This window comes from Microlunatus sp. Gsoil 973 (assembly GCF_009707365.1).
Lineage (GTDB): Bacteria > Actinomycetota > Actinomycetes > Propionibacteriales > Propionibacteriaceae > Microlunatus.
Genome location: NZ_CP046122.1, coordinates 1,733,702 through 1,751,764, shown reverse-complemented (window position 1 = coordinate 1,751,764; position 18,063 = coordinate 1,733,702). Strand labels below are relative to the sequence as shown.

At 61.6% G+C, this 18,063-nt stretch carries 19 protein-coding genes; 9 read left to right on the top strand and 10 right to left on the bottom strand.

Annotated features, from left to right (window positions below; all coding sequences use genetic code 11):
• The first annotated feature begins 107 nt into the window (after positions 1-107).
• From GJV80_RS08280 to GJV80_RS24995, 7 genes are all read left to right on the top strand, one after another.
• Positions 108-731 carry a hypothetical protein gene (locus GJV80_RS08280; RefSeq protein WP_154687493.1) on the top strand — a complete coding sequence of 208 codons (624 nt, stop codon included), beginning with the start codon at positions 108-110 and terminating at the stop codon, positions 729-731.
• A 121-nt stretch (positions 732-852) separates the two neighbouring features.
• Complete coding sequence (locus GJV80_RS08275; RefSeq protein ID WP_154687492.1) at positions 853-1,047, top strand: hypothetical protein; 195 nt, start codon at positions 853-855, stop codon at positions 1,045-1,047.
• A 53-nt stretch (positions 1,048-1,100) separates the two neighbouring features.
• Positions 1,101-1,709, top strand: a complete 609-nt coding sequence (locus tag GJV80_RS08270) for a hypothetical protein (protein ID WP_154687491.1) — start codon at positions 1,101-1,103, stop codon at positions 1,707-1,709.
• A 68-nt stretch (positions 1,710-1,777) separates the two neighbouring features.
• Positions 1,778-2,989, top strand: a complete 1,212-nt coding sequence (locus tag GJV80_RS08265) for a glycosyltransferase family 4 protein (RefSeq protein ID WP_195909244.1) — start codon at positions 1,778-1,780, stop codon at positions 2,987-2,989.
• Positions 2,982-3,854: a sulfotransferase gene (locus tag GJV80_RS08260; RefSeq protein ID WP_154687489.1), complete on the top strand. Its 873-nt coding sequence runs from the start codon at positions 2,982-2,984 to the stop codon at positions 3,852-3,854. The genes GJV80_RS08265 and GJV80_RS08260 overlap by 8 nt, the downstream gene beginning before the upstream one ends.
• On the top strand, positions 3,847-4,539 hold the full coding sequence (locus GJV80_RS08255) for a sugar transferase (RefSeq protein WP_154687488.1): 693 nt from the start codon (positions 3,847-3,849) through the stop codon (positions 4,537-4,539). Before GJV80_RS08260 ends, GJV80_RS08255 begins: the two co-directional genes overlap by 8 nt.
• A 418-nt stretch (positions 4,540-4,957) precedes the next feature.
• Positions 4,958-5,905 (top strand): right-handed parallel beta-helix repeat-containing protein, encoded by a 948-nt coding sequence (locus GJV80_RS24995; RefSeq protein WP_154687487.1) that lies wholly within the window; start codon positions 4,958-4,960, stop codon positions 5,903-5,905.
• Between the two features lie 118 nt (positions 5,906-6,023).
• On the opposite strand, the gene GJV80_RS08245 is transcribed toward GJV80_RS24995, so the two are convergent.
• On the bottom strand, positions 6,024-6,260 hold the full coding sequence (locus GJV80_RS08245; RefSeq protein ID WP_154687486.1) for a hypothetical protein: 237 nt from the start codon (positions 6,258-6,260) through the stop codon (positions 6,024-6,026).
• 297 nt (positions 6,261-6,557) lie between these two features.
• On the opposite strand from GJV80_RS08245, the gene GJV80_RS08240 reads away from it, so the two are divergent.
• The gene (locus tag GJV80_RS08240) at positions 6,558-7,601 is read left to right on the top strand and encodes a hypothetical protein (protein WP_154687485.1); all 1,044 of its coding nucleotides are present in this window, start codon (positions 6,558-6,560) and stop codon (positions 7,599-7,601) included.
• 336 nt (positions 7,602-7,937) lie between these two features.
• Positions 7,938-9,164, top strand: coding sequence for a hypothetical protein (locus GJV80_RS08235; RefSeq protein ID WP_154687484.1), 1,227 nt, complete (start codon positions 7,938-7,940; stop codon positions 9,162-9,164).
• Here GJV80_RS08235 and GJV80_RS24990 read toward each other — a convergent pair.
• The 9 genes from GJV80_RS24990 to GJV80_RS08190 all read right to left on the bottom strand — a co-directional run bounded on the left by GJV80_RS24990 (position 9,061) and on the right by GJV80_RS08190 (position 18,059).
• Positions 9,061-9,576: a polysaccharide deacetylase family protein gene (locus GJV80_RS24990; protein WP_370518848.1), complete on the bottom strand. Its 516-nt coding sequence runs from the start codon at positions 9,574-9,576 to the stop codon at positions 9,061-9,063. The two genes, GJV80_RS08235 and GJV80_RS24990, sit on opposite strands and share 104 nt — an antisense overlap.
• 281 nt (positions 9,577-9,857) lie before the next feature.
• On the bottom strand, positions 9,858-10,883 hold the full coding sequence (locus GJV80_RS08225; RefSeq protein WP_154687482.1) for a glycosyltransferase family 4 protein: 1,026 nt from the start codon (positions 10,881-10,883) through the stop codon (positions 9,858-9,860).
• Entirely contained in the window at positions 10,880-11,851 is a 972-nt protein-coding gene (locus GJV80_RS08220) for a sulfotransferase (RefSeq protein WP_154687481.1), read from the bottom strand. Before GJV80_RS08220 ends, GJV80_RS08225 begins: the two co-directional genes overlap by 4 nt.
• A complete protein-coding gene (locus GJV80_RS08215; RefSeq protein ID WP_154687480.1) occupies positions 11,848-12,846 on the bottom strand; it encodes a GNAT family N-acetyltransferase in 999 nt (332 codons plus the stop codon). Before GJV80_RS08215 ends, GJV80_RS08220 begins: the two co-directional genes overlap by 4 nt.
• 1 nt (position 12,847) lies before the next feature.
• Complete coding sequence (locus GJV80_RS08210) at positions 12,848-13,660, bottom strand: sulfotransferase domain-containing protein (protein WP_154687479.1); 813 nt, start codon at positions 13,658-13,660, stop codon at positions 12,848-12,850.
• Positions 13,653-14,789 (bottom strand): non-hydrolyzing UDP-N-acetylglucosamine 2-epimerase, encoded by a 1,137-nt coding sequence (gene wecB, locus GJV80_RS08205; protein WP_154687478.1) that lies wholly within the window; start codon positions 14,787-14,789, stop codon positions 13,653-13,655. The genes GJV80_RS08210 and wecB overlap by 8 nt, the downstream gene beginning before the upstream one ends.
• A complete protein-coding gene (locus GJV80_RS08200) occupies positions 14,786-15,892 on the bottom strand; it encodes an NAD-dependent epimerase/dehydratase family protein (protein WP_154687477.1) in 1,107 nt (368 codons plus the stop codon). The genes wecB and GJV80_RS08200 overlap by 4 nt, the downstream gene beginning before the upstream one ends.
• Positions 15,889-16,917, bottom strand: a complete 1,029-nt coding sequence (locus GJV80_RS08195) for a polysaccharide biosynthesis protein (RefSeq protein WP_154687476.1) — start codon at positions 16,915-16,917, stop codon at positions 15,889-15,891. The genes GJV80_RS08200 and GJV80_RS08195 overlap by 4 nt, the downstream gene beginning before the upstream one ends.
• Positions 16,914-18,059 carry a DegT/DnrJ/EryC1/StrS aminotransferase family protein gene (locus GJV80_RS08190; RefSeq protein ID WP_154687475.1) on the bottom strand — a complete coding sequence of 382 codons (1,146 nt, stop codon included), beginning with the start codon at positions 18,057-18,059 and terminating at the stop codon, positions 16,914-16,916. The genes GJV80_RS08195 and GJV80_RS08190 overlap by 4 nt, the downstream gene beginning before the upstream one ends.
• Positions 18,060-18,063 lie beyond the last annotated feature (4 nt).

Here is an 18,063-nt window from a genome sequence, read left to right as displayed (position 1 = left end):
GGGGAGCCGTAAGCGGCGCAACCGAGCCGTCGGTCCAGCTCGGTGCGCGGCGGCGACGGGTGCGACGGTGGGCCGGGGGGTAGATGACCCCGTTATGCTCCCCAGTCATGCGTCGATTTGTTTCGAAGCACGGAGCCACGGTGGTGATCCTCGCACTACTCGCACTGAACGTGGTGCTGATCGTGCCTTTGATCTCCGGACGCAACGCGATCCCCGAACCCGCCGACGCGGCCGGGTCCGCGCTGCCGACAGAGCCGACGGGTTCGGCGTCCGTTCCGAATCCCTCGGCGGAAGCGTCCTTACCTGGTGAGTCGTCCGAGTCGTCACCGTCTCGGGATCTGGTCAGCGGCAGCCCGCGTCGACTGCTGGCCGCGAACTCTGATCAGGTCGCCTGGCGAGCCGAACCCGCCGGCTGTGGCGAGGACAGCAAGATCGAAGTGACGACCGACGGCGGAAAGACCTGGAGGGAGACCGACTCGGGCCTCAAGTCGGTCGTCCGGCTTCGGGCATTCGGGGACTCGTCGGTCTTCGCCATCGGTGCCGACCAGGACTGCAAGCCGATCTATGCCGTGGACGCCTACCCCGGCGCGGGAGTGGCAGACCGACAACTCGATGCTGTCGGGGACCTGGTTCCGGTTACCGGACGATCTCAATACCGTGCACGACCCGCAGGACACGACGTCGAAGCCATGTGGCGAAGCCGGACTGGTCGACCTGGCCGGACGGGGTGACGATCAGTCCGCGGCTCTGTGCGGCGACCGAAGCATTCGGATCAGGGACGGGGGAGCCGATTGGACGACGGCCGCGGAGCATTCAGATGCGGTCGGCCTGAGCGCCGACGATAACCGATTCGTGATCGCTGTGAAGGGAACTGAATGCGACGGGCTGGAGCTTCAGAGGTTCACGATCAAGGACGGTGAGCTCGACATCAAGAAGAAGACGCGATGCTTCAAGGACATCCAGCCCGATGCCGGCAACATCGCAGTCAGCAACCACGGTGGCTCGATCTGGTTATGGGCAGGCGACACGATCAGGGGCAAGTCTTAGAACTCAGGCAGTCGGGTTCGCTGGGGTGACGCATCCACCCGTAGCCTTGATGTGTGACTGATGGATCTGATGTGAGAGACGGGACGATCTTGGTCGTCTGCACCGGGAATGTCTGTCGGTCGCCCTACATCGAACGGCGCTTGGCCGCTGCGCTGGAGAAGACCGATATCAGCGTGTCGAGCGCCGGTACCGGCGCGCTGGTCGACTCTGAAATGGACCCGCGGGTCGCCCAGCGCCTGCGTGAGTCTGGTCTGCGACCCGACCACTTCTCGGCCAGACAGTTGACGGCGGAGCTTGCGGCGTCCGCCGATCTCGTCCTCTGCGCCAGCAGGAGCCATCGCGCGCAGGTGGTGCGGATGAACCCGCGACTCCTGCGTCGCACCTACGCGTTGGCCGACTTCTCCGATCTTGCTCAGCGGGTGATCGACACCGGGACGATTCCCTCTGGCCCTGGAAGTTTCGTCCGTAGCGCAACCCAGGCCGCGGAAGAAGCTCGGGCTGACGTCCAGGCGCGGACCAACGAGCAAGCGGAAATTGTTGACCCGTTCCGACAGGCCGACAAGATCTTCGAGCAGATGTTTACCCAGGTGGACCGCCTGATGCCCCCGATTGTTGCCCTATTGACCAGATCCTCGACGGATCGGTCTTCCGTGACAGAATGACCGTCCGGAACGTTCGGCTGCGATGCTTCACGAGGACGGGAGGCGAATTGAGCGCTCGAATTGTCGTCGTGCACCGATACTTCTGGCCGGACGCCGCACCATACGCATCGATATTGCGCTCGATCGCTGACAGGTGGGCTCAGGACGGTGACACCATCCAGGTGTTAACGGCCCAGCCCTCTTACAACCGGACGCGAGGACGCCAACCAGCGCGGGAGCGTCTCGGCCTCCTGGATGTTGAGCGGGTCCCGGTAGCCGACGAGCATCGCTTTCGCGTCGGCCAGGTGGTGAACCTGATCATCTTTCCCCTGATGATTGCGGCGAAGATCCTGATGGGGCCGAAGCCGGACATCGTCATGTGTTCAACGGCGCCGCAGGTGACTCTCGGCTTCATTGTTTCCTGGGTGGCCCGCCGACGAGGGGCGAAGTTCATCTATCACTGCATGGACCTCCAACCAGAAATCGGCCGGCTTTCTGGAGAGTTCGGAAACTCACTCGTTTATCGCGCCCTTCTCGTCGCGGACAAAAAGACGATGGAGCGCGCGTCGAGAATCGTGGTGCTGTCCGATGACATGCGGCGGGCCACGCTCCGACGCGATGCCCGCTTGCAGCAGAAGCTGGTGGTATTGAACAACTTTGCGCTGCCCGATTTCACCTCGCGCACCGAACCACAGTGCCAGGCTCGGTATGAGCGCCGTCCTGGGGCGACCATGATCGTCTTCACCGGAAACATCGGGCGTTTCCAACGGCTCAAAGAGGTGGTAGCGGCGTTGGGAACGGTTGACGTCGACGTCGATTTGGTCTTCATGGGGGAGGGCAAAGCCCTTCCCGCGCTGAGGGTTGCCGCGGACAAGGTTCGGAATCCGCACTTGAGGGTCACCTTCCTACCGCACGGCAGTCCTTGGGAGGCTCGTGCGCTGATGAATCAAGCCGACCTTGGGCTGGTCAGTCTCGCCCCGAATGTCGTCCGGTACGCCTATCCGAGCAAGACCGCCACCTACCTCTGCGAAGGGCTCCCCGTGCTGATCTATTGCGAGGACGACAGCGAATTGTCTCGCGCTGTCACCGATCGCCGTGCCGGATGGACCGCATCGACGCCGGACGAACTGGTTGCAGCCGTGCAGTCCGCGGCGGAAACCTTTGGCGATGAAGACGCAACGAAGAAGTTGATCGACCGCGTACAGCAGTGGGCCGCCGAAGAGTTCGCCGCCGAACATGCCCTGACGAAATGGGTGCGCCTTCGGGACGGCCTTCGAGACGGGATCGTCGACGATGTCTGAGACTGTGATCATTGTCGGTGCGCCGCGCTCGGGCACCAACATGCTGCGCGACGTGCTGACCCGACTGCCCGGAATGGGCACCTGGAACTGCGACGAGATCAATCTGTTGTGGAAGCACGGGAACGTCAATGTTCCGCACGACGAATTGACCGTCCAGAATGCTCGTCCTGAAGTCGTCCGTTACCTCCGGCGATCCTTCGATCGACTGGCGCATCGCGACAAACTCGACACTGTCGTAGAGAAGACATGCGCCACCTCACTGCGGGTAAGCTTTTCCGCTGCAGTGTTCCCAGACGCGAAATTTCTGTTCATCCGTCGGGACGGTATCGATGCGGCCGCGTCGGCGACGCAGCGCTGGAACGCTCCGCTGGATCTGCGCTATACGCTTCGCAAAGCCAGGTACGTCCCAGGCAGCGATTTCCCGCGGCATCTCGGGGCCTTCGCCAGACGGCGACTGAAGCAGCGGGCCGGCCGCACTGCCAGAAAGGTCGATGGAGAGGTTCGCGTCACCACGTGGTGGGGGCCGAAACCGCACGACGCCGCAATTCTTCAGCGGCGACATAGCCTCGACGAAATCGCCCTGATCCAGTGGCAGCGGTGCGTGGAGACGTCGCGCCGACAGTTGGCCGTCCTTCCGAACGATCGCGTGCACGAGATCGTCTACGAGGAGTTCGTAGCCGATCCCACCGCGGGGCTCGAGCAGATCCTCGCATTTCTCGGTCGGACTGCGTTGATGGACCGCCGGGCGACAGAGATCGTGAAAAAGAGCAGCGTCGGCAGGGGCCGGAAGGCTCTCGGTCCTGAAAGACTGGCCAAGCTGGAGGAGCTCGGCGGCGATACCCTGCGAGCTCTCGGCTATGCGTAACCGCAGTGTCCAGGATTCGTCGGTGATCCAGGCGGTCGGATTGTCTCGGCGACAGCGAGCCGCCAAACGTGCCTTGGACGTCGTGGTCGCGGGCGTCGGGACTGTGGTGACGTCCCCGCTGATGGCTGCGGGCTTCGTCGTTGCCACGGTCGACACCCGCGAGTGGGGGATCTTCACCCACATCCGGGTCGGGCGGAACGGTCGACCGGTCAGGGTTCACAAGCTTCGGACGATGCGCTCCTCAACTACACACACCACTACGGTGACGACGATCGACGACCCGCGGATCACCCGCATCGGAAGACAACTTCGTCGTTTCAAGATCGATGAGCTTCCGCAACTGGTGGACGTGCTCGTCGGTTCGATGAGCCTTGTCGGTCCGCGCCCGGACGTCACCGGCTGGGCTGATCGGTTGCAAGGACGAGACCAAATCATTCTGAGCGTGCGGCCGGGCATCACCGGGCCGGCAACGCTAGCTTTTCGGAACGAAGAAGAGGTCCTTTCACGCGCTGCCGATCCCGAGCAGCACAATCGCGACGTGATCTGGCCGCAGAAGGTCAGACTGAATCGGAATTACGTTGAGGCTTGGTCCCTGAAATCCGACATCCATTGGTTGGTGAGGACGGTCGTAAGCGTCACGTCGCACCAGGCGGGATCGTCAGACGAACGACAGGCCGCTCGGTGATCGGGTGGGAGCGTTGACCGATCAATATCTTTCGAGGTGCGCGCTGACCCGTCGGGATCTCCTAATAGGGTCGAGTCTTGGCGCCGCAGCATTGATCGCCGGTGCCGCTAGCTGCGGGAAAGAACCTGCACCGAAACCTCCGCGAGAGACCCCGGCTCCCGGCACGCCGACCGCCATTCAGACTCGTCGCGTCAAATCCGTAGTTTCGTACGGCGCGAGAGGCGCTGGAGCAGACGACACGCGCGCCTTTCGAGTCGGGCTGGCCGACCTTGCCCAACGAGGTGGTGGGGTTTTGCTGGTGCCGCCTGGCCGATGGGGATGCGCAAGCCTGAACCTACCTAGTGGTGTCTTCCTGGCCGGCCGTTCACCAGCTTCTCGGCTCGTTTGCCTTGCTACTGGCGGAGTGTGGATCACAACGATGAGGTCGGCGGTGAACACCGGGCTGGGTCCACTGACTTTGGACGCGCAAGGCTTCAGAGGGACAACAGCCGTCCGGGTCGGCGAAGGGAGTCGCCGAGTACTGATCCAAGGATGCGACCTATTGTCGGACCTACGCGCGTCTCGCCACACGGCGCTTGACACAGCACCCGGAGTTCTGAATTTAACGATCCGGGGCTGCACCTTCACTGGATTCAGAACCGGGGTGCTGTTGAACAACGACCCATCAGGCGTTGATGTTCGGGATTCGACTTTCAAGCAATGGGCTGAACGAGCGATTTGGATTCGTAGTAACGATGATGGCGCCGCATCCAACGTAGACATCATCGGAAACACCATCTGGCCCCCGGATCCGAGTGGCACAGTGCGCCAACCTATTCAGGTCAACGGGACAGACGACAAGCCCATCGTGAACATCCGAATCAATTCAAATCATGTTCGAGGGACGGCCGTGTCTCACAAAGATCCGGTGGGACGTGGGTCTGCGGACCTGATATCCTTGCATAGATGTCAAAGATTCCAGGTTGTCGGCAATGTATGCGTTGCAAGCGGTGATGTTGGCATCACCGTTGCGCGACAGAGCATGAACGGCGTCGTGGCTCGAAACCAATGTTTGAGGAATGCTAGCGCTGGCATTTCCATTGGGTCGGCCGAGTCACAATACACATCTGACGTATTGGTCAAGGACAATGAGTGCCTCGACAACGGTCGCGCCGATGTCTCGAATTCCACCCCCGAGCGTGCCCGCGTGGGAATCAATATCTACCATGGATCAAACGTTACGGTTGTCAATAACCGTTGTGGAAATACCGGAAATGGCAAGACCCAGTTGTACGGCGTAACAATCATTGCATCCAGCGGCGTTGCGATGGAGGGCAACACCTTGACCGAAAATGCACGCTCCACTGTGTACCGGGCAGCTCGTTAGCATGTCGGATGCTAGCGTTGCTCTACTTGCCGTATCCCCGACCTGGGAGGTGACAGGTGGTTCCTGGATCGGAAGGCGTGGTCGCCGGGCGGAGACGTCGGCTGTCTGAGCACGCCCGCTACGTGGCGATCAGGCCGGTCGTGGCCGTAGCCATCGCTCTCGAATTTTCCGCGTCGATGGTCTTTTGGCTGCTGTGGTCGTCCGGTGTGGACCGCGCTGGATTCGCGGCGGTCGGGCTCCTGATCTCGATCATGACCCAGTTGCCGTTCATTTCCCATCGGCACAGTCTGTTCTCGATCTGGGGGATGGTGGCCTTTGCTGTGACGTTGGGGTCCGGCGTTCGTGGAATACTCATCGCGGTCGGCTATCCGAGCCAGGAGTTCGTGGATTCTTTTTCCTGGGTGGTGCCACATTCGACGGCCTGTTCGGGTCGAGCATGGTGTCGCTCGCGTCGGTTGGGCTCGCAGCGATCGGTTACGTGCTGGCTGCCGGCGTGGCGAGGCCTCGCCCAGACCAGAATGAAGCCGCGGAGATAGGCACTGTAGCGAGCACTCCCGAGCCAACCACAGTCACGCGTGAAAGATCGGAGGGCTCGCGACCGTCGGCCCCACGCGCCAGTTGGCTCTTGCACAGTCATGCTCCGGAGGGCTTCGTGGTGTTGCTGGCAGCGCTGTACGCGGGCATCGGCACCATCGCAATGTATGGGTACACGGTCGGCGTCGGCGGACTTGGAGGCTCGGTCTCACAACGTCGCGGGACGGTCGCGGCGGATGGTACAAGCACCGGAACCTACGGATACCTCGAATTCCTTTCAGAAGCCAGCACTATTGGTGCAATTATCCTGCTGGCTTATTGGCTCTCGACGCGAAAGCACCTGGGTGTGGTCCGGATACTGGTGCTCGCAGCCTTTTTTGTAGATGCGCTCGCACTGAACTGGGTGACGACGACACGGTCGGACGTTGTCTATTTGGCAGCTGCGGTCTTCGCCGTGATTCACATCGTGCGAGGGAGGATTTCCGCTCTCGGTCTGGTAGCTGCAGGAATGGCTGTTCTGCTCGCTATAGGTGTCTTAACTGCGAACCGATCATCTTCGGAAGACGATGGTAACGGCTTCAGTATTGCATACGGCCTGAACAGTGGCCTGCTCAACCGCAATGGCTATGATCTTGGAAAGTCAATCCGTATCGTGGCAGCGGTTCCCGACGTCCTGCCGTACGAGAATGGAGCGACGATTGCCGTGTTCGCGCTCGCGCCGATTCCTCGCTCGATTTGGCCCGACAAGCCCATTATTTCTCCGGGTCGAGAGATTGGGCAAGAACTCTATGGGACGACGCAGTCCGGGGTGCCGCCAGGCATGACCGGAGAATTGGTGTGGAACTTCGGCACTTTAATTGCATTGGTCTTGTCATTAGTGATCGGGCTGGCTTTCGGGTTCTTGGAGCGCTGGCTCAGACCGGTCGACCCAAGTCGTACCGCGATGGTCGTGTTCTACGCGGTTGTGTTGTTTACGCTCGGCAAGAATATTTTTGGCGTTTCAATTGGGCAAGCTATCACCGCCGCAGTTGAAGGGATGATGCTGCTCGTTCCGGCGGCGGTGTTGACCAGGCTGGTAACCCATTCGCAGTCACAGAGAACAGCGAGGCGCGCGGCCGGTGCACGACGACGTTCGCGGCTACGCACCGCGCCGCATGGCTAGTTTCCAGACGAGTCGCCTGTTTTGGGGTGTGCGGGACGCGGCGCGATCTTTGACCGGCCGGTCACTCGCCACGCTGCCGCGGTGGATCACACCCGAAGTTGGCAACCATCAGTGCCAAAGACAAGTGACCTTTCCCCGGTCACCCACCTTGCGGCCGGTCGGTCGCCGTCCGTCCCAGCCTCAGACGTGAGAATGCTGTCCAATCAGTCAGAGTCGCCGCGAGATGCAACGATTGGGCCGCGCGGCTCCCGGAACCGAATCCGACGAGTCGTCGGCTCACGGGCCGGGGGTGCGCTGGTCGACCAAGCCGCCTACAGCCTCCAGAACTTTGCAGTCTTGTTCTCCGCATTGCGGCTGCTGCCGTTGGATGCGCTGGGTCAGTACACGCTGGTGAGCACCCTGGTGATCTTGGCCCAGACGTCGATCCGATCACTGGTGCTCGAACCATTGACCATTAGGTTCTCGACCCAGCCTGACGACGTGCGCCGGCGCGCGACAGCAATGGCCGCCGGCGCGTCGGCTTGCCTCGGAATGATCGCAGTCGTGGGCACAGTCGTTTGGGCCATTGCCGGCGGGAGTTCCGGCCGATTGATGGTTGCTGCGGGTATAACGTTCGCCATCCTGCTCGTGCAAGATGCTTGGAGAACCGCGCTGTTCGCATCACGGCGGCCTTGGGGCACGGCTGCTAATGATGCAATTTGCCTTGCGGCGACGTTGCTCGCACTGGCTGTTGTGGCGACGCGCGGCCATGCGGATGCGCCCGCCGTGATGCTCGTCTGGGGCTTTGGGTCGGCGTTCGGAGCCATTCTCGGCGTCGTCCAACTGCGCACCCTGCCAAAGGTTCAGTCTTGCTGGCATTGGCTTCGCACCCAGGGCGACCTCGGTCTTCGGCTAGTCGGCAGCGTGTTGGCGCAGCAACTCGCTGGCCGAACGTCGCTGATCATTGTCTCGGTGTGGGCGGGCCATGCCGCACTAGGACAGATCAGCGCCTCGCGCACGTTGGTCAGCCCGATCAGTACCCTCATCCTGGCCACGTTGGCATTCGCGGTGCCAGAAGCCGCCCGTAGGGCGCTTACGTCACTGCGCCACCTGCAACACTTCACGCGGATGATCAGCGGCGCGCTCCTGGCCGTGACCGCATTGCTGACTGTGGTGCTCTACTTTCTCCCGGAACGCCTCGGCGTCGCGATTGCCGGACAGAACTGGGCCGCTGCGCACAGCTTGCTCATTCCAACTGCGTTGTGGATCGCCGGCACCGCGATGAGCCAAGGGGCCCGAATCGGCCTCAGAGTACTGGAGCGAGCGTCGGCAATACTTTGGATTTCAGTTGTGCTAGGTGCCGTCGTCCTAGTTGCGTGTGCTTGCGGCACGCTCGGCTGGGGAGCGGCGGGCGCGGCGTGGGCATTTGGGCTGGCGAGCGTCGCAGGCCAGGTGGTCTGGACAATCGGGTACCGGAGAGCTATCGCTGCTCGGCAAGGTATCGGTGGGCCGAGAACACGCGGAAGTCGGTACCGATCCACCTCAGGTCGACCGCGTCGCGCAGCAGATACCCAGTCTGATTGAACGTCCGATCTGTGTTTCGGCCCCTCACTCCCGAGGCGGCGACCACGCCGACTTCGGAGCACCAACGGACCACTTCGGATGTGGGTGCGTGGCGCAGACCGCCGAACGGCCATGCAAAGTGCTCGCAGGTGCCGAGTCGCTCGCGCAGCGTTTGCACGGACAGTTTCACCTCCGCCTCGGCATCTGTTTGGGATGCAGCGTCAGCCAGTGGTCGGTGATGCACACCGTGGCTGCCGACTACATGGCCCAAACTGACGAGGTGTTCAAGATCATCCCAAGTCATGACGCCCTCGGCCTGTCGGCGTCCGAAGAACGAATCTACTTCACCTTGCTGCGTGAGTCCGATGACTCCGGTAGGCACGTAGAAGCAGGCGCTGACACCCCGTCGGCTCAATTCCTCGGCCGCCGCCATATTGCTGCGGAATCCGTCATCAAATGTCAGTGCGATCATTCGGCGAGCCGGCGCTTGTTCGACGCTGGATCGCACGGCAGTGGTGAAGTCGGTGATCTTGTCAGGCTTTGAATCGACGAACTTCAGCAGACGATCGAGTGCCCCCGGAGGAGTGTTGTGGATTAGGAGCAGGGTAGCCCCGGGGGCGGCAGTAGCGCGCCGGGTTGCTCCAGACAGCCGGTATACCGACTCCATTCCCAGGAGAGCTACCCGGCGAGCAGCTTGCCGGATCGTGGTCTTAATCACGAGACGTGCCTTCCGAGGAAATGGAGGAGTTGCGCTGCTCGATCTTCCCAGTTCGGCGACGCAGCTGACCAGCGGAGGCTCGCCGCGCCAAGCTGCTCTCGCGCCCCCTCGTCCGACAGCAACGAGACGATTTCGTCGGCCAGTTCGGCGGCCGAGTACGGGTTGATCAAACGCACTGCGTCGCCGACCATTTCGGGCATTGACGATCGATCTGAGCAGATGGTCGGCACCCCTGCGTGCAGGCCGTCGTACAAAGCGAACGATCCGGCGTTTTCGCAGGTCGAGGTGAACACGCAGATTGTCGCCGACGCATATAGGTCGGCCATCTCTTCAGGGTCCGCCGGGCGAATCTCGATCCGCGTATCCATGCCCAACTCAAGGACCCGCTGCCGTACCGCTGCTGCGTACCGTGTGTCCCGATCCGCGCCCGCGACCCGGAATCGGACCGCATCCGGCAGACGGTCCGCTGCCTGTGCGACGGCCTCGACGAATTGGAGGATTCCCTTGTACGGATAGAGATGCGAAACCAAGAGCACCAAGGGGTCGGCAGCCTCAGCGCGAGCGCTTGCGGCAATCGACGCGGCGCCGCCCCTGTTGATCTGATACGGCAGTCTGGCGGCTGCTGGAAACTCGGCCTGATACAGCGTGCGAGCGTGCATCGAGCCGAAGACCATGCCGTCGGCCGCAGTAACCGAGTGGCGCAGGCGCTGGAGCAGCGCGAGATGGCGCACGCGATTTTTCAGACTCGAGGCCTCAGTCCGCACGACGTGCTTTTCCAAGGGCGCGACATTCAACGGCCAGAAGATGATCTTGGCCCCAGGTATCCGCTCGGCGCGCGATCCGACAAACACAACATGAGTGCAGGACGTCAGCGCAGCCGGTGGCCGGAAGGTGCCGGTCGGCGGGATCCCGACCGACACAACCGGCTGACCGAGAAGCTTCTCCACTGCCGGGACGAGGTTGCCGGAAAACGCCGATCCGCCCGAGCTCGTACGACCAGGGGAGACGATTCCAACCTTCATGATGTCCTTTCTGTGGCGGCATCTTCGCTGCCGTCGTGGGACAGTTCTCGCTCGGTGCGCTCTATCGATTTGCGTAGTCGCTCCGGAACATCGCCAGGTAGGCGCGAGGCGCCGGCCCCAGACGGCAGCTTCTCTGGGATCACGGCGTTAAGTCGATTCGTGGTGCACTGCAGGAAATCCATCAGATCGGAGATCACACGACGCGGTTGGTCGACGAGATCGGTGTATCGGATGACGATGGAGTCAGAGTTGACCGCGAAGCCACAGGTTGCCTGTTGTCGGGTCAACAACGCGATCTGCCGCGCAACCGTGGTGATCGGATCTCTCGGGTCTGGACAAAACAGTGCCGGCGCCGTCCCGAAGACTTGGTCGTCGGGGACTCCGAGTCGGCTGCGAAGCGCCAGCAGAGAGACAGCTGCATCCAGTGGGTCGCGTTCGACGCTGATGAACAGCATCCGTTTCAGATCGCGACGCATCGCGGGCGCGTGTGCCAACGCCAGGAAGTTCTTGTAGACAACTGGGCGTCCGAACACGTCCGCGACCAGGTCCAGGTCGTGCTGCAGATCCGCCGGTCGAAGCGGGTTGAGGTCTTGGTCCAGGCTATTCGTGCTGTGTCCACACGCTCGGCGCCAGAAGTACCCGAATTCATGCGGGTCAAGGGGTTCCGGTGTCCGACCCGCAAGAGAACTGAGGGAAATCGTTGGGTCGCTACCAGTCAGACGCTGTTGCAGCACCGCTCCGACCCAAGGCGCGCGATGGAAGAATGCCATGAGGTTTGACGGGTAACCGACCGCACCGGTCCGGGCAAGGAGTTGGTACAGCACCGTCGTGCCCGACCGGGGCAGGCCGACAATCTGGACGGTGCTTGCCGGTGTGGCGGAAAGCGCCGGCTCAGGAATCGACTGCGACACCCGATTCAATTGAGCGAGGAAGTCCTCGAACCCATCTGAATGCGCCAGGTACCTCATGCTCGGTAGGCAGGGAAGTATGACGAGTCCGGATCCGCGTCAAACTCGCGGACAAGCTCGTCGTAGCGACCCTCGTCGACGACGGTGCTGCAAAGGAACACGGAGAGTTGGCGATTGGCGATTGAACGCTTGAACGTCTCGAGGCCATCGCCTCCTGATACTCCACCGCCGAGGTGGAGCACACCATCGGCCGGAAGCAACTCACGGACCGCATAGTCAAGGACCGCATTGGTCGCGCCCAGCCGCATCCCGTCGGGCGACGATCCGGACAGGTGATAGTGAATACGTCGACCCCATCGCATGAAAACCGCCGCTGCCAACACCTTGTCGCTGGTCGCTGCTTCAATCACCGAGACGTGATCCGACAATCCCGAGACCAGCGCTTCGAAATACTCGTCCGTCAACTTCAGGCGAGCTGTAGCTCCGACGCGATCCATAGTGTCCCGATAGAGCTGCCGGAATGCGCTATCTGAGTCCAGCAACGCGTATGCGGCAACTTCGCGGACGGAGACACCAGACTTAACCGACTTCCGGACCGCAGTTCGGTGCCGCCCAGCACAGTGCTCCCAGTACGCCTCGACTCCGTCGACCACATTCACCGCGAAGGTGGCGTGTGGCCGCCAACGGGCGACGTGGAGCGCGGACATATCCCGCTCCGCGAAATCGAGCGGGTTCGTGCGTAGGAACTCTGCAACGCAGCCACGATTGCGGGCATCGTCCAAAAAAGCCCTCCGAAACCTGGCCAGGCCACCATCTTCGCGTGAGATCGGGCCGCCGTATCCATAGGGGCTGACCAAATCCCATTCACCAGTTGCGATAGGAATCGATCGTCGTATATACGGGAAGAAGAAAGTCCCGCCCTCGGCGACAGCGCACTCCCACTGCCCACCGTCGATCAGTTCAGCAGTAGAGCCATATTGCGGCAGATAGTAAATATCCGGCACGTCGAGCCCGGCGGCAGCCACTGCGGCCTTGTCGAGGATCTCGATCTTCATGTCAGTCCCACCTGAGTCCTGGCCACCGTGCTAGCAATTTGTTCCCGTCCTCAGCGATGAGCTCACCGAACCTGGAGCGCAGATAGTCCGAGGGCGCAGCATATTGCCGATTCTTCGCCCCGCCCAGCGCCGTACTGACCATACGTCGTGCGCCTTCCGGAACCAGGGGACGGACGAGCTGATATATCCGAAACGCCCGCAGCCGCCGACCGATCCCGACCGCAACGACGCGGTCCGCGGCTGAGTTGACGTGGACCTCCATGTCGTCAGCCTCTCCACGAGCGGCGACGCCAAGGTAGTCCCACAGCAACTGCGCGGTCTTTGCCGGCGCAGATTGATAGTCCTCCAATTTGATCACGTGAAGCCGATCCTCGCCGAACTTATCAAGCCATGGAAGAAGCTGACGGTAATAGCTGCTGAAGGCACGGTAGGCGCCATCGGGATCCAGGAGTGCTTCGTCGACCGGTCGCGTTTCCCGACCCAATTGTGTCCAATGTTGCCAATGACTGATCGCGCGCCCGTACGGATCCCGCAAAATCGCAACCACGCGAACGTCCTTGCCAAGCGTCTCGGCCGCACGAGTTACAGGCTGAGGATGAATCGGTGACTGCATATAGGCTGTCGACACCTCACCGGCAACAACTGCCGCACTGCGCGAGATCCGCTCTGCGAGCCGCCGCGCGGTCGAGGAATCCAGCAGGTCGGAGGATTCCTTTTCAGCTACAACATCGACCTGCGGATGTTGTCTAAGGAGCTCGTACAAAGTCGTTGTTCCGGACTTCATCGCCCCGATACAGACGAAGGGCTCAGCCATCGACCGATCCGCCCCTGATGCCGGCCCAGTTGTGATGCCGATGGGCGGTGGACAAGATGAAGCGGACGACGCGATCACTCGTGTTCGAGATCCTGTAGTCGTCCGGCACCACGCTGTCACGATCCTTGGCGAGGTCGCGAGTCGCCTGTTGCACAGCCGAAACCATGTCATCAGCGCTTAATCCGGTCATGATGATCGCACCGGTGTCGAGAGCTTCGGGTCGTTCGATCGAATCGCGCAGCGTAACGGCTGGAAAGCCGAGTATGGAGGACTCCTCGGCAATTGTCCCGGAGTCGCTGAGTACACATGCGGATTCGAGTTGCAGCCTGATGTAGTCGTTGAAGCCTAGCGGCTCCGAGAACGTCATCCACGTCTCGGGACGCCAGTCGTCCAGGGCCTCGAGCCGTTTGCGGGTTCGCGGATGGGTGGACACGAAGACGGGAAGTGCCGTTGCCTCATGCACCCCGGTGACCCCGCGCAGAAGCTGGCGCAACCGGGTGGGGGAGTCGACGTTCTCCTCGCGGTGCGCGCTGACGAGCAGGAACCCCTGAGGGTTGAGCCCAAATCGTTGCAGCACGTCGGAACTTTCGTAGCCCTCGCGGTAGGCCTCCAATACCTCGCACATCGGAGACCCTGTTTTGATAATTCGCCGCGGGTGCAGGCCCTCTGCGAGCAGGTTGCGTCGGGCGTGCTCTGTGTACACCAGGTTGAAGTCCGCGACGTGATCAACAAGCCGACGGTTGGTCTCCTCTGGAACGTTCTCGTCGAAGCAACGGTTGCCCGCCTCCATGTGATAAACGGGGATCTTCATCCTCTTCGCCATCACTGCGGCGATACAACTGTTGGTGTCACCCAGCACCAGAACGGCGTCAGGCTGCTCCGAACGCAGGACTTCCTCGGACTTGATCAAGGTCTCGCCGAGCACGCGTCCCAGGGACGAGGTGTCCACCTGGAGGAAGTGATCGGGCTTGCGAAGATCAAGATCTTCGAAGAAGACCTCATTGAGTTGGTAGTCGTAGTTCTGCCCGGTGTGGACCAGCACATGATCGACTGTGTCGTCCAACCGATGGATGACGCGGGAAAGCCGGATGATCTCGGGTCGGGTGCCGACGACTGTCATTACCTTCATTCGGGCACCTCCTCGACCTTGCGGACCGGCTCAGCATAGGTGTCTGGTGCGGCCGGGTCGAAGATCTCATTCGCCCAGAACAGCGTCACCACCTCAGTATCGCCCGTGTTGGTGATGTTGTGCGCCCACAGCGTCGGCATGTCGATGACCGCCGGATTGTCGCCGTCGACGTCGAAAGTCACCGCGTCCGACGACAACACCTTGCGCAGCTCGATCCGCGCTCGGCCGCTGACGACGACAAACCGCTCCACCTTGTGCAGATGGAAATGCTCACCGCGCGTCACGCCGGGAACGGTGGTCGAAACAAAGCTTTGGCCTTGGCCGCCGTGGACCTTTACGGCCTCGGTGAGCGCCCCACGATGGTCGGCATACCTGGGCAGTCGGATCGGATAGAACGCCGGAAACATCGCGTACCGCAACGTGTTGAAGAGCTGGAGGTCGAAGTCCGTGGCGAGCGCCGGGATGTCGCCCCTTTGATAGAGGGCGTACATCGATGCCAATGTATCGAAGACCGACTGCACTGTGGTCGACGTCCCAGACGGGACCGCGGGAGGAGATGGGCTCTCGAGCGCATCGATCAGGACTGCTGCCGCATCCTGGACGTGCAACAAGTCGATAGGCCTGTCAACGATCTGTGGTGATGAGTCGTTCAGCACGTGCTGAACGAAGGTGGCCACGAAGGAGTTGTAGTTCGGTCGGCATCCCTCGCCGAAGAGATTCGGTAGCCGCAGGTCGGAGAAGTCAGCTCCGACATCCTCGCTGGCGGCAGCAAGGATTTGGCCGGCTCGTGACTTGCCTCGGCCGTAGGGAGTGTCACTTCCTGCCTGGATCGAGTCTGCGTAGATCATCCGAGAGAACGGCGAACGTCTCATCACGACGGCCAGATCCTCGGCCAGCTTGACGTTGCCTTTCTCGACCTCATCAGGTTCGCCGCGGTTTATCCCTGCGACATGGATCACAGCGTCGCAGTCGGCCGCCAGCTCGCCGAGCCGATGCCAGTCGGTCCGACCAACGGGCACGACCTGGTGACCACTGAGTGCATGAATCCGGGCGTGAGTGTGCCAGCCCAGGAATCCCTGGGCTCCCGTCAGAAGAACCCTCATCGGGCAAGTTCTCTTTGTGCCGCCTGGATGACCGGCAATCCGCTGATCAATTCACATGCACCATCGAGGTCGAGTTGGGTGGTGTTCGCCGACGTGTAGTCACCGATCTGCGCCGGCCTCTGCTCACCTTCCTCGAAGTACAGTTCGTATTCGAGTGAGCGGGCATCCAAAGGCACCCGAAAGTAGTCGCCTTGGTCCCGGGCGTGAACCATCTCTTCACGGCTCAACAACGTCTCGTGCTGCTTCTCCCCATGACGTGTGCCCAACACCTTGAACTCGGGATTCTGACCTAGCACCTTCGCGACGGCTCGGGCAAGCACCTCGATTGTGCAAGCGGGCGCCTTCCGCACGAAGAGATCGCCCGGCTGTGCGTTGGTGAAGGCGTGGAGGACCAACTCGACCGACTCATCGAGCGACATCAGGAACCGGGTCATATCCGGATCGGTGATGGTCAGCGGCAGACCCTTGCGAAGCTGCGAGATGAAGAGCGGGATGACTGAGCCGCGGGACGCCATGACATTTCCATAGCGGGTGATCGAAACGGTTGTTGGACCGTCCGGATGGTTTCGCGCCCAAGCTTGGGCTGTCTTCTCCATCAATGCTTTGGACATGCCCATGGCATTCACCGGATAGACCGCTTTGTCCGTGCTCAAACACACAAGAGACCGCACACCCGCAGCTGCAGCCGCACGAATGACGTTGCGGCTGCCATCCACATTGGTGCGCACCGCTTGCTCAGGGAAGAACTCACACGAGGGCACCTGCTTCAGTGCCGCGGCGTGAAAGACGAAGTCAACACCGACCATCGATTCGGTGACGGATTCGTAATCACGGACATCGCCGAGGAACAGCTTCAGACGACGGTCGGCCAACTCGGTTCGCAACTGGTCCTGTTTGGCCTCATCACGACTGAGAACGTGCACCGCCGCGACGTCCGAATCCAACAATTGCCGGACCATCGTTGATCCGAAGGATCCGGTTCCTCCGGTTATCGCGACGACCGTGCCGGACACCGGATTGTTCATGCGGCTTCCACTCTTCCCTTCAGAATGCCGGTTAGGGCGGAGATCACACGATCAATATCAGTATTGCTCAGCTCCGACCCACTCGGCAGTGTCACTCCGTGTGCGAACAGGGTTTCGGAGGCTCCTGTGAGGAAGGCACGCGCCGACGAGTAGAGCGGCTGCAAATGCATGGGTTTCCACAGGTGCCGGGCTTCGATTTCGTGCTTTCCGAGCTCGGCGACCACTGCATCGGCACTCGTACCTACGCCGTCGATCACCAGACACGTCAACCAGCAGTTGTCGTTCGAGGCATCCTCGGGCAGGCCACCACCCAGGAGTCGGACTCCCGGCAGGTCGGCGAGTTCCGCGGCGTACCGTTCTCGATGCTGCCGACGCCGCCGGATCATGTCGTCGAGCCGCGACAGCTGACCGACACCGAGCGCAGCGAGGATGTTGGACATCCGGTAGTTGAAACCCATCTCCGTGTGCTCGTACCAAGGCACTGGCTGTCTGGCTTGGGTGGACAGGTACCGGGCATGGTTGATCAATTCGACGTCGTCGCTGAGCAGCATGCCGCCGCCCGACGTGGTCATGATCTTGTTGCCATTGAAGGATAGAGCTGCACTGTGTCCGAACGACCCGGCTGCCTCGCCGGCATGGCTCGCCCCAAGCGCCTCGGCAGCGTCTTCGACCAGTGGCACGCCACGTATCTCGAGCTCGGGAAGAAGTCGGCTGTAATCCAGACAGCGCCCGAACAGGTCAACGGCCAGGACGCAAGCGATGTCTCGGCCTTCCGCGAGCAACGTGTCAACAGCGGACACCAGAAGGTCGACATCGACGTTGGCGTCTCCCGCTGACGAATCCACGAAAACCGGTTCCGCCCCCGTGTAGAGAACAGCGTTGGCGGTCGCAGCGAACGTCATCGACGGAAGCACAACGACCTTGCCCGGCCCGGCACCTTCGGCCAGCAGCGCGAGATGTAGTGCCGCCGTGCCCGACGACAGTGCCAAGGCATGCCGGACCCCCACCCGGTCGGCGATCTCGGACTCGAATCGGTCGACCATGGGGCCTAGCGGCGCGACCCAACCCGATCGCAGAGCCTCTAGAACGAGGCGTTCTTCGACCTCGGTGACATGAGCCCGTGACAGGAAGATGCGAGACAACCGA

Excerpts from the sequence above, each read along its gene's own strand:
- GJV80_RS08200 (WP_154687477.1), bottom strand. The coding sequence starts at position 15,892 with ATGAGGGTTCTTCTGACGGGAGCCCAGGGATTCCTGGGCTGGCACACT.
- GJV80_RS08195 (WP_154687476.1), bottom strand. The coding sequence starts at position 16,917 with ATGAACAATCCGGTGTCCGGCACGGTCGTCGCGATAACCGGAGGAACC.
- GJV80_RS24990 (WP_370518848.1), bottom strand. The coding sequence starts at position 9,576 with ATGGCGGCGGCCGAGGAATTGAGCCGACGGGGTGTCAGCGCCTGCTTC.
- GJV80_RS08260 (WP_154687489.1), top strand. The coding sequence starts at position 2,982 with ATGTCTGAGACTGTGATCATTGTCGGTGCGCCGCGCTCGGGCACCAAC.
- GJV80_RS24995 (WP_154687487.1), top strand. The coding sequence starts at position 4,958 with ATGAGGTCGGCGGTGAACACCGGGCTGGGTCCACTGACTTTGGACGCG.
- GJV80_RS08280 (WP_154687493.1), top strand. The coding sequence starts at position 108 with ATGCGTCGATTTGTTTCGAAGCACGGAGCCACGGTGGTGATCCTCGCA.
- GJV80_RS08215 (WP_154687480.1), bottom strand. The coding sequence starts at position 12,846 with ATGAAGATCGAGATCCTCGACAAGGCCGCAGTGGCTGCCGCCGGGCTC.
- GJV80_RS08225 (WP_154687482.1), bottom strand. The coding sequence starts at position 10,883 with ATGAAGGTTGGAATCGTCTCCCCTGGTCGTACGAGCTCGGGCGGATCG.
- GJV80_RS08245 (WP_154687486.1), bottom strand. The coding sequence starts at position 6,260 with ATGAGTATTCCACGAACGCCGGACCCCAACGTCACAGCAAAGGCCACC.
- GJV80_RS08220 (WP_154687481.1), bottom strand. The coding sequence starts at position 11,851 with ATGAGGTACCTGGCGCATTCAGATGGGTTCGAGGACTTCCTCGCTCAA.
- wecB (WP_154687478.1), bottom strand. The coding sequence starts at position 14,789 with ATGAAGGTAATGACAGTCGTCGGCACCCGACCCGAGATCATCCGGCTT.
- GJV80_RS08255 (WP_154687488.1), top strand. The coding sequence starts at position 3,847 with ATGCGTAACCGCAGTGTCCAGGATTCGTCGGTGATCCAGGCGGTCGGA.
- GJV80_RS08210 (WP_154687479.1), bottom strand. The coding sequence starts at position 13,660 with ATGGCTGAGCCCTTCGTCTGTATCGGGGCGATGAAGTCCGGAACAACG.